Origin of the sequence: Microbacterium sp., assembly GCF_052099035.1 — a bacterium.
Lineage (GTDB): Bacteria > Actinomycetota > Actinomycetes > Actinomycetales > Microbacteriaceae > Microbacterium.
Genome location: NZ_JBQDSX010000092.1, coordinates 1 through 8,576, shown reverse-complemented (window position 1 = coordinate 8,576; position 8,576 = coordinate 1). Strand labels below are relative to the sequence as shown.

Here is an 8,576-nt window from a genome sequence, read left to right as displayed (position 1 = left end):
CGATCGTGCCGCCGACGATGAAGCCGATCGACAGCGCGAAGCTCTGGATCTGCGGGAGCACGGCGTTGCGAGCGGCATAGCCCCACAGCACACGACGGTTCGGCATGCCCTTGGCCTGCGCGACTGTGATGTAGTCCTCGTCGAGCACGGTGAGCATCATGTTGCGCATCCCCAGCATCCATCCGCCGAGAGAGGCGATGACGATCGTCATCAACGGCAGGGCGCCGTGATGGATGACCTGTCCGATGAACTCGAAATTCCAGCCGGGCTGGATGCCGACGCCGTAGGCCTTGCCGATCGGGAACCAGCCGAGGTTCACCGAGAACACCGCGATCGCGAGCAGCCCCAACCAGAAGTAGGGGATCGTGCTGAGGAACGTGGTGACCGGGATGAAGACATCGAGCTTGCTGCCGCGACGCCAGCCGATGAAGGCGCCGCCGATCGTGCCGATGGCGAACGAGATGAGGGTGGCGAGCCCCACGAGTCCCACCGTCCACGGCAGCGCCTGTGCGATCACCTCGGTGACGGGGCGAAGCCCGTGCAGCAGCGAGACGCCGAGGTCGCCGTGCAGCAGCAGACCCCAGTAGTCGAGGTACTGCTGCCAGAGGCTCTTGTCGGTGTCGAGGCCGAGGAGGGCCCGCAGCGCGTCGGCGGCTTCGGGCGAGACGTTCCGGTTGCGTGCCAGATACTGCGCGACCGCATCGCCCTTCATCATGCGGGGCAGGAAGAAGTTGATGGTCAGAGCCGCCCACAGCGTGAACAGGTAGAACGCCGCCCGCCCGCCGAGGAAGCGCCACGGGACCCGGGAATGGCCGGCGACGACCTGGGTCGAGGTCGTGCCGACTTCGAGGGCATCCACGACGGGTGCCTGGGGTTCGACGGCGGTCATCGTGCGCCTCCTGCACTACCAGTGCCGCTCGAGGCGGCGAAGAAGCGTTCCGGATCGGGGGATGCTGCGCGCAGCTCCTGCGTGTACGGATCCTGCGGTCGCAGGATCACGTCATCCGCCGTGCCGTGCTCGACGATGCGGCCCTGGTTGAGCACGATGATCTCGTCGCTGAAATGCCGGGCCGTGGCGAGGTCATGCGTGATGTAGAGCACACCGAGCCCCTCTTCACGCTGCAGATCGCCGAGTAGATTCAGCACCCCGAGACGGATGGAGACATCGAGCATCGAGACCGGTTCGTCGGCGACGAGGATCTTCGGGCGCGATGCCAGGGCTCGTGCGATCGCGATGCGCTGACGCTGCCCGCCGGAGAGCTCATGCGGACGCCGATCGATCACGGCATCCGGCTCCAGGCGCACCCGTTCGAGCAGACGACGCACCTCGGCGTCGACCTCGTCCTTGGGGACCACGGCGTCGAGCTCGAGCGGACGCGCGAGGTGGTACCGGATCGAATGGTACGGGTTTAGCGAAGCGAACGGATCCTGGAAGACCATCCGCAGCTGCTGTCGATACCTGCGAAGTCCCCGCCCGCGTCGCGGGATCGGCCTTCCGTCGAGCAGAACGTCGCCGGAGGTGGGGGTCTCCAGCTGAGTGAGGATCTTCGCGATCGTCGATTTTCCGCTGCCGGACTGACCGACGAGGCCGATCGTCTGCCCGGACTCGAGCGTGAAGTTCACGTCGTCGAGCGCCTTGAGTCGGCCGGCGCCGCGGACGTTGTAGATCTTTGAGACATGGCGGACTTCGAGAGTGCTCATCGCACCACCACCCCCTTCTCGCCGGTGAGGCGCGGGAACGACGACAGCAGCGTCTTCGTGTATTCGTCCTGCGGATCGCGCCAGATCTGCTCGGCGGTGGAGAGTTCGACGATCTCGCCCTCGCGCATGATCGCGATCCGGTCGCTGATCTCCAGCAGCAGCGGCAGGTCGTGCGTGATGAAGATAACGGAGAAGCCGAACTCGCGCCGCAGCTGCGAGATCTGACGCAGGATCTCGCGCTGCACGAGCACGTCCAGCGCGGTCGTCGGCTCATCCATGACCATCAGCTGCGGCCGGAGGGCGAGCGCCATGGCGATCATCACGCGCTGGCGCATGCCGCCGGAGAGTTCGTGCGGGAACGAGCGGGACCGCTGCGCACCGACCTTGACGATCTCGAGCAGTTCGGCGACAGCATCCCGTCGCTCGCGGCGACTCATCCCGGGCCGGTGCACTTCGAAGACGTCCTCGAGCTGCGATCCGATCGTGGCGACCGGGTTGAGCGCGTTCATCGCGCCCTGGAACACCATCGAGATCTTGTCCCACCGGAACCGGCGCATGCGCTCGGCATCCAAAGCGTTCACATCGACGTCGTCGCCATCGTGGTCGTGGAAGACGACGGAGCCGCTCGTGATCACGGCCGGTGCCTTGAGCAGGCGCTGGATGCCGTAGGCGAGAGTGGTCTTGCCGCATCCGGATTCTCCGGCGAGGCCGAGGATCTCGCCGCGCTCCAGCTCGAGCGTGACGTTCTTGACCGCCGGCACCGGTGGGTCGACGTCGTACACGACCGAAAAGTCGCGGACGGACAGCAGAGGGTCTGGCATGGATGTCGCTTTCTTCAGAGCGCACTCAGGAGGGAGGAGATCCGCCCCGTCGACAGACTCGGGGGCGGATCTCCTCCTCGATGTGAGCTACTTCGCCGTCAGCTCCGTGAGGACCTGAACGATGCCGGGCTGGGTCGGGTCGGCCGACGCGTACTGGTCGTCTTCGCTGGGCCATCCGACGTAGTTGCGGGTGTTGAACTCGCCCAGCAGTGGGTGCGCCCCCAGCGGGATCGCCGGCACGTTCTCGGCGAACGCCTTCTGCATCACTTCCGAGGCCGCGGCACGGTCCTCATCGGACGAGGCGTTGGCATAGGTGCCGAGCGCCTCGGTGACTGCCGGCTCGTTGAACCGGCCGAAGTTGTACGAGGCTTTGTCGTCGACGATCCACTTCGGATCCATGGTCGAGGTGTACAGGCCGTACACATTGCCAGTGTCTTCGAGCCAGTGGATGGTTGCCTGGAAGGTGCCCTCCTGAAGCGATGCATCCCAGCCGCCCCAGTCGGGCTGATCGACCTTGACCTCGATGCCGAGGGCATCGTCGAGCTCTTCGGCGATGAGGGCCTGCTCGGTGTTCCAGTCGCTCCAGCCGGACGGGACCGTGATCGAGAACGAGACGGCTTCGCCGTCGGGATCGATGAGCTTGTCGCTCTCCCAGCTGTAGCCCGCATCGGTGAGGATCTCCTTGGCCCGATCGACATCGACCGAGTAGTTCTCGTCCTGGTATTCGGGGATGATCTCATCTGCGAGCAGCGTGCCGAGACCGGTCACGTTCCAGACGGCCTCACTCGCACCCTCGCGGGCGATGTCGACGTAGGCATCGCGGTCGATCGTCCACGCCAGCGCCTCGCGCAGCGCGGGGTTATTGAAGGGCTTGGTCTGCAGGTTCATGAACAGTGTGCCTGCGCCCGCCGTCGGGGAGACGAGGAACTGGTTGTCGGGGTCGACCGACAGGTAGCTGTCTTCGATCTGCGGAAGGAAGGCCTGGGCCCAGTCAGCCTCGCCGGATGCCAGCGCCGTGGTGAGTGCGGCGTTGTCGCCGTAGGAGACGTAGTTCAGCGTGGGAACGGCGAGCTCGCCGCCCCAGTAGTCCGCGTTCGCGCTGAGGGTGACCGACTCGGTCGTCCAGCTGTCGAGCACGTACGGGCCGGTGCCGACAGCGAGCCCATCTTCGGTGAGCGGGTCAGTGTTGGGGTCCTCGATGTTCTCCCAGATGTGCTTCGGCACGATCGGGGTGTGCAGCACGCGCGCCTGCGCCGTGAACTTCGAATCGGCGAATTTCAAGGTGACCGTGTCGCCGTCGACCGTCGCACCCTCGTAGTTCAGGCCCTGCGCATCGGTGAGCTTTCCGCTGAGGAACTGATCGAAGGTGAAGACGATGTCGTCGGCGGTGAAGTCCTCGCCGTCGCTCCACTTGACGCCGCTGCGCGGCACGACCGTGAGCTCGGTGTAGTCGTCGTTCCATTCGACCGACTCGCCCAGCCACGGGGTCGTGCCGAGATCGCCGGTCGGGTTCACGAGCGCGAGCGGCTCGAAGATGACCTTGGCGTAGCCGTACTTCGATGCGGCGGAGTCGCCGAGGAAAGGGTTGTGGGACTCGGTCGTGATCGCACCATCGGGCTTGGCAATCGTCAGGGCGGCGCCGGGTGTGGCAGCATCGCCGTCGCTGGTGCTTCCGGACGACGAGCAGCCGGCGAGCACGCCGACGCTGAGGGCGGCGATCGCGCTGACGGCAATCAGAGATCTGCTGAGCTTCATTGCTTCTCCTAGGACACGGATCATTGTGTGAGGGGGGAATCACTATTTGCTTACTCACGAGAAAGTAATCTGGAGCGAGATTACCTACAAGTCAGTAAGCTTTGCAAGTGTTGGTTGCCATACCGTTACACTCACGACGAGAAAGGGGATGCTCGTGTCCACAGATCCGCAGAATTCGACCCGTACGCGTCCCGCGACACTTCAGAAGCGCACCGAGATCCTCAAAGCCGCGGTGGAGATCTTCGGCAACAAGGGCTCCACCAACGGAACACTCGCCGATGTCGCCGAACAGGTCGGCATGACCCACGCCGGAGTCCTGCACCACTTCGGATCCAAGCAGAACCTGCTGCTCGAGGTACTCGCCTACCGTGACCAGGCCGACGTCGCCGAGCTCGACGAGAAGCATATCCCGGGCGGAGCTGAGCTTTTCCTGCACCTCGTGCGCACCGCATTCGTCAACGCCCACAGGCCCGGCATCGTTCAGTCGTATACCGTGCTCTCTGCCGAGTCGATCACCGACGACCACCCTGCGCGAGACTTCTTCGAGGAGAGATACACGACGCTCCGCCGAGAGATCACCGAGGCGTTCACCGAGCTATGCTCCGAGGAGGGCGTTGCGGACCGCAGCGCGGTGTCCGCAGCATCCGCCGCCATCCTCGCCGTCATGGACGGCCTGCAGCTGCAGTGGTTGCTGCATCCGGAGATCATCGAGCTGGGCGAGTCGACCGAGTTCGCGATCCGCGCGATGGTGAACGGCGTACTGCACCCGGGGCCGGAGCTTTCGAGCTATTCCCGCGAGTGCTGACGCTAGAGTCAGCCCATGCCCATCGACCTCGAGGCGCTGTACACCGATCTGCACCGGCATCCGGAATTGTCATTCCAGGAGACGCGCACCGCCGGCATCGCCGCTGGGCACCTGCGCGATCTGGGCCTCGAAATCGAAGAGGGCGTCGGCGTCACCGGCGTCGTCGGACTGCTGCGCAACGGCGACGGACCGGTCGTCTGGGCCCGCGCCGACATGGATGCCCTGCCGGTCGAAGAGGCCACCGGACTGCCCTATGCGAGCACAGCCACAGGCATCGACCCGGCCGGAAACACCGTCCCGATCATGCATGCCTGCGGGCACGACATGCATGTCACCGCCATGATCGGCGCCGTCGAACGGCTCGTCGCCGCGCGCGATGAGTGGTCAGGCACCCTGGTCGTGCTGATCCAGCCCGCCGAAGAGTACGGCGCCGGTTCGCGCGCGATGCTCGACGCCGGCATCCTCGACCGTTATCCGAAGCCCGATATCGTGCTCGGTCAGCACGTCACTCCGCTACCCGCGGGAGTGGTCGGCATGCGGCCCGGCCCGCAAATGGCAGCCGCCGATGGCATCACCGTCACCCTGCACGGTCGCGGCGGCCACGGGTCCCGGCCGCACACGACGATCGATCCGGTCGTGATGGCTGCGGCCACCGTGATGCGGCTGCAGACGATCGCGTCGCGCGAGGTCGACCCACGCGGCGTCGGTGTCGTCACGGTGGGTGCGATCCACGCCGGCACGAAGAACAACATCATCTCGTCCGAGGCGACGCTCGAGCTCAGCCTGCGCTATCCCGACGATGCAGCACGCGAGCGGATCCTCGCCAGCGTCGAGCGGATCGTGCGCGCAGAGGCCGCGGCATCCGGAGCGGAACGCGAGCCGGAATTCCGCACCGAACACCGGCTGCCGCCGACGATCAATGATCCGGATGCCACGGCGCGCGTCTCCGCGGCGATCGACCGCGCGCTCGGCGAGGGCACCGTGATGGATCCGGGTTTCTTCACCGGCAGCGAGGACGTGTCGTGGTTCGCGCGCGACAGTGGCGCCCCGCTGGTGTTCTGGTTCTGGGGCGTCATCGATGCGGATGCCTACGCCGCGGCCGTCGCGGACGGCACGGTGTCGGATGTCATCCCGACCACGCACTCCGCACTGTTCGCCCCGGTGATCCACCCGGGCATCGAGATCGGCGTGACCGCGATGACGGCGGCCGTGCGGGAGTTCCTCGGCTGAGCGCGGCGGCTCCCGAGCACGAGTTCAGACGAGCTCGCCGACCAGCTTCTCGATGCGGGCGCGGATGTCGTCGCGGATCGGGCGCACGGCATCGAGCCCCTGGCCTGCCGGGTCATCGAGTTCCCAGTCCTCGTAGCGCTTGCCGGGGAATATCGGGCAGGCATCGCCGCATCCCATCGTGATGACGACGTCGGATGCCTGGACGGCATCCGTGGTGAGGACCTTGGGCTGCTCCGCCGTGATGTCGATCCCGAGCTCGCCCATCGCCTCTACCGCCGTCGGGTTGATCTGCTCGGCGGGCATCGATCCGGCGGAGCGGACCTCGATGCGGTCGCCGGCGATGTCTCGCAGAAAACCAGCGGCCATCTGAGAGCGCCCCGCGTTGTGCACGCAGACGAACAGGACAGAGGGTGTTGTCATGGCTTCACTCTTTCGCTGGCGAACGGGTCGGTATGGAACCAGGAACGGGCAAGCCACAACGACACGTAGACGAGCCCGACGAGGACAGGAACTTCGATAAGCGGGCCGACGACGCCGGCGAGTGCCTGGCCGGATGCCGCACCGAACGTCCCGATGGCGACGGCGATCGCGAGCTCGAAGTTGTTGCCCGCCGCGGTGAACGCGAGCGTCGATGATCGTGCGTAGCCGAGGCCCAGCACCTTGCCGGTGAGGATGCCGACGAACCACATGACGGCGAAGTAGATGAGCAGCGGCACCGCGATGCGCACGACATCAAACGGTCGCGACGTCACCTGCTCCCCCTGCAGGGCGAACAGCAGGACGATCGTGAACAGCAGTCCGTACAGCGCCCACGGGCCCACGCGCGGGAGGAACTTCTCTTCGTACCACTCGCGTCCCTTCCGCCGCTCACCAATGAAACGAGAGGCGAAACCAGCGAGCAACGGGATGCCGAGGAAGATCAGCACGTTCAGCGCGATCTGCCCGACGGAGATCTCTAGCCCCTGCGTATCCAGCCCCAGCCAGGCTGGCAGCACGGTGAGGTAGAACCAGCCGAGGAACGCGAACGCGATGACCTGGAAGACCGAGTTGATGGCGACGAGGACAGCTGCCGCTTCTCTGTCTCCGCAGGCGAGGTCGTTCCAGATGACGACCATCGCGATGCAGCGCGCGAGCCCCACGATGATCAGTCCGGTGCGGTACTCCGGCAGATCTGCCAGGAACACCCAGGCAAGGGTGAACATCAGCGCCGGGCCGACGAGCCAGTTCAGCACCAGGGAGGAGACGAGGAGCTTCTTGTCACCGGTGACCGCGGCGACTCGGTCGTAGCGGACCTTGGCGAGCACCGGGTACATCATCACCAGCAGCCCGAGTGCGATCGGGATCGAGATGCCACCGACCCCCAGGTGCATGAGCAGGTCTGCGAGGACAGGAACGAAACGACCGAGGAGCAGCCCGACGACCATGGCCAGGCCGATCCACAATGGCAGCCAGCGATCGAGTGTCGACAGACGTCGCGCGGCAGCGGGGGCTGCGCGGGAGGTGTGCGTTGCGGTGGTCACCACATCCCCTTGAATCGAAGAACTTCAATATGACGACGATGGCGCACCTATCGAAGAATGTCAATACGTGTAAGACTACCGGTGTGAGCCTGCCCGTGACGATCGAACAGAACGCGTGCGGCGTCCCCCGAGTGACATCGTCACTGACGCTCGAGGACGCCGAGAAAGTCGCCCGTGTGTTCAAAGCGATCGGTGACCCGACGCGAGTGATGCTCCTGTCCCTCATCTCCCGCGGTGAGGACGGCGAGGCATGCATCTGCGATCTCACCGAGCCCGTCGGGCTCTCGCAGGGCACGGTGTCCCATCACATGAAGCTTCTCGCCGAAGCCGGGCTGGTGACGCGCGAGCAGCGCGGGAAGTGGGCGTACTTCGCATTGAGTGACGGCGCACTCGACGCCGCCGCCGATGCCCTCCGCCGCGTCGTCGGCCGCGCATAACTCCGGAGAAACTGCCCGAATCTGCTCAGAACCAGACGCAGCGACGGCGATCTGCGAAAAACCTCCGGAGTTGTGCGACGACGACCCGGCGCTACACCTCGACGACGCGAGGCGGCGGGGGCGGGTCGAGCTGACGCTGGGGCACCCCGTGCGCCTCGTGGTGCAGCCGCTCCATGCGGCTGTCGAGCTCGGAGGCGGCCTCGGCGGCATCCGTCAGACTCTCGACGAGATGGGCCGGAACCTGGTTGGAGAACTTGTAATAGATCTTGTGCTCGAGGCTCGCCCAGAAGTCCATCGCGATCGTGCG

At 65.6% G+C, this 8,576-nt stretch carries 9 protein-coding genes and 1 pseudogene; 3 read left to right on the top strand and 7 right to left on the bottom strand.

The window, feature by feature from the left end; translation table 11 throughout:
• The 4 genes from ACTIAO_RS16100 to ACTIAO_RS16085 all read right to left on the bottom strand — a co-directional run.
• Nucleotides 1-889 (bottom strand): ABC transporter permease (locus ACTIAO_RS16100; RefSeq protein WP_441907168.1); only part of this gene is annotated, 889 nt, incomplete at its 3' end.
• Nucleotides 886-1,701 carry an ABC transporter ATP-binding protein gene (locus ACTIAO_RS16095; protein WP_441907167.1) on the bottom strand — a complete coding sequence of 272 codons (816 nt, stop codon included), beginning with the start codon at nucleotides 1,699-1,701 and terminating at the stop codon, nucleotides 886-888. The genes ACTIAO_RS16095 and ACTIAO_RS16100, both read right to left, overlap by 4 nt.
• Nucleotides 1,698-2,522 carry an ABC transporter ATP-binding protein gene (locus ACTIAO_RS16090; RefSeq protein WP_441907166.1) on the bottom strand — a complete coding sequence of 275 codons (825 nt, stop codon included), beginning with the start codon at nucleotides 2,520-2,522 and terminating at the stop codon, nucleotides 1,698-1,700. Before ACTIAO_RS16090 ends, ACTIAO_RS16095 begins: the two co-directional genes overlap by 4 nt.
• An 87-nt stretch (nucleotides 2,523-2,609) precedes the next feature.
• Nucleotides 2,610-4,277 (bottom strand): ABC transporter substrate-binding protein, encoded by a 1,668-nt coding sequence (locus tag ACTIAO_RS16085; RefSeq protein ID WP_441907165.1) that lies wholly within the window; start codon nucleotides 4,275-4,277, stop codon nucleotides 2,610-2,612.
• 154 nt (nucleotides 4,278-4,431) lie between these two features.
• Here ACTIAO_RS16085 and ACTIAO_RS16080 point away from each other — a divergent pair, with 154 nt between their 5' ends.
• Nucleotides 4,432-5,082 carry a TetR/AcrR family transcriptional regulator gene (locus ACTIAO_RS16080; protein WP_441907164.1) on the top strand — a complete coding sequence of 217 codons (651 nt, stop codon included), beginning with the start codon at nucleotides 4,432-4,434 and terminating at the stop codon, nucleotides 5,080-5,082.
• 15 nt (nucleotides 5,083-5,097) lie between these two features.
• Entirely contained in the window at nucleotides 5,098-6,312 is a 1,215-nt protein-coding gene (locus ACTIAO_RS16075; protein WP_441907163.1) for an amidohydrolase, read from the top strand.
• A gap of 24 nt (nucleotides 6,313-6,336) precedes the next feature.
• Here the strand turns inward: ACTIAO_RS16075 and ACTIAO_RS16070 are convergent, their stop codons facing one another.
• On the bottom strand, nucleotides 6,337-6,732 hold the full coding sequence (locus ACTIAO_RS16070; RefSeq protein ID WP_441907162.1) for an arsenate reductase ArsC: 396 nt from the start codon (nucleotides 6,730-6,732) through the stop codon (nucleotides 6,337-6,339).
• Entirely contained in the window at nucleotides 6,729-7,832 is a 1,104-nt protein-coding gene (gene arsB / locus ACTIAO_RS16065) for an ACR3 family arsenite efflux transporter (RefSeq protein WP_441907161.1), read from the bottom strand. Before arsB ends, ACTIAO_RS16070 begins: the two co-directional genes overlap by 4 nt.
• Nucleotides 7,833-7,915: 83 nt before the next feature.
• Here arsB and ACTIAO_RS16060 point away from each other — a divergent pair, with 83 nt between their 5' ends.
• Nucleotides 7,916-8,269 carry an ArsR/SmtB family transcription factor gene (locus tag ACTIAO_RS16060; protein ID WP_441907160.1) on the top strand — a complete coding sequence of 118 codons (354 nt, stop codon included), beginning with the start codon at nucleotides 7,916-7,918 and terminating at the stop codon, nucleotides 8,267-8,269.
• A gap of 91 nt (nucleotides 8,270-8,360) precedes the next feature.
• Here the strand turns inward: ACTIAO_RS16060 and ACTIAO_RS16055 are convergent.
• Nucleotides 8,361-8,576, bottom strand: a pseudogene (locus ACTIAO_RS16055) (GTP pyrophosphokinase family protein); the annotation flags it as partial.

Excerpts from the sequence above, each read along its gene's own strand:
- ACTIAO_RS16085 (WP_441907165.1), bottom strand. The coding sequence starts at position 4,277 with ATGAAGCTCAGCAGATCTCTGATTGCCGTCAGCGCGATCGCCGCCCTC.
- ACTIAO_RS16070 (WP_441907162.1), bottom strand. The coding sequence starts at position 6,732 with ATGACAACACCCTCTGTCCTGTTCGTCTGCGTGCACAACGCGGGGCGC.
- ACTIAO_RS16095 (WP_441907167.1), bottom strand. The coding sequence starts at position 1,701 with ATGAGCACTCTCGAAGTCCGCCATGTCTCAAAGATCTACAACGTCCGC.
- ACTIAO_RS16090 (WP_441907166.1), bottom strand. The coding sequence starts at position 2,522 with ATGCCAGACCCTCTGCTGTCCGTCCGCGACTTTTCGGTCGTGTACGAC.
- ACTIAO_RS16075 (WP_441907163.1), top strand. The coding sequence starts at position 5,098 with ATGCCCATCGACCTCGAGGCGCTGTACACCGATCTGCACCGGCATCCG.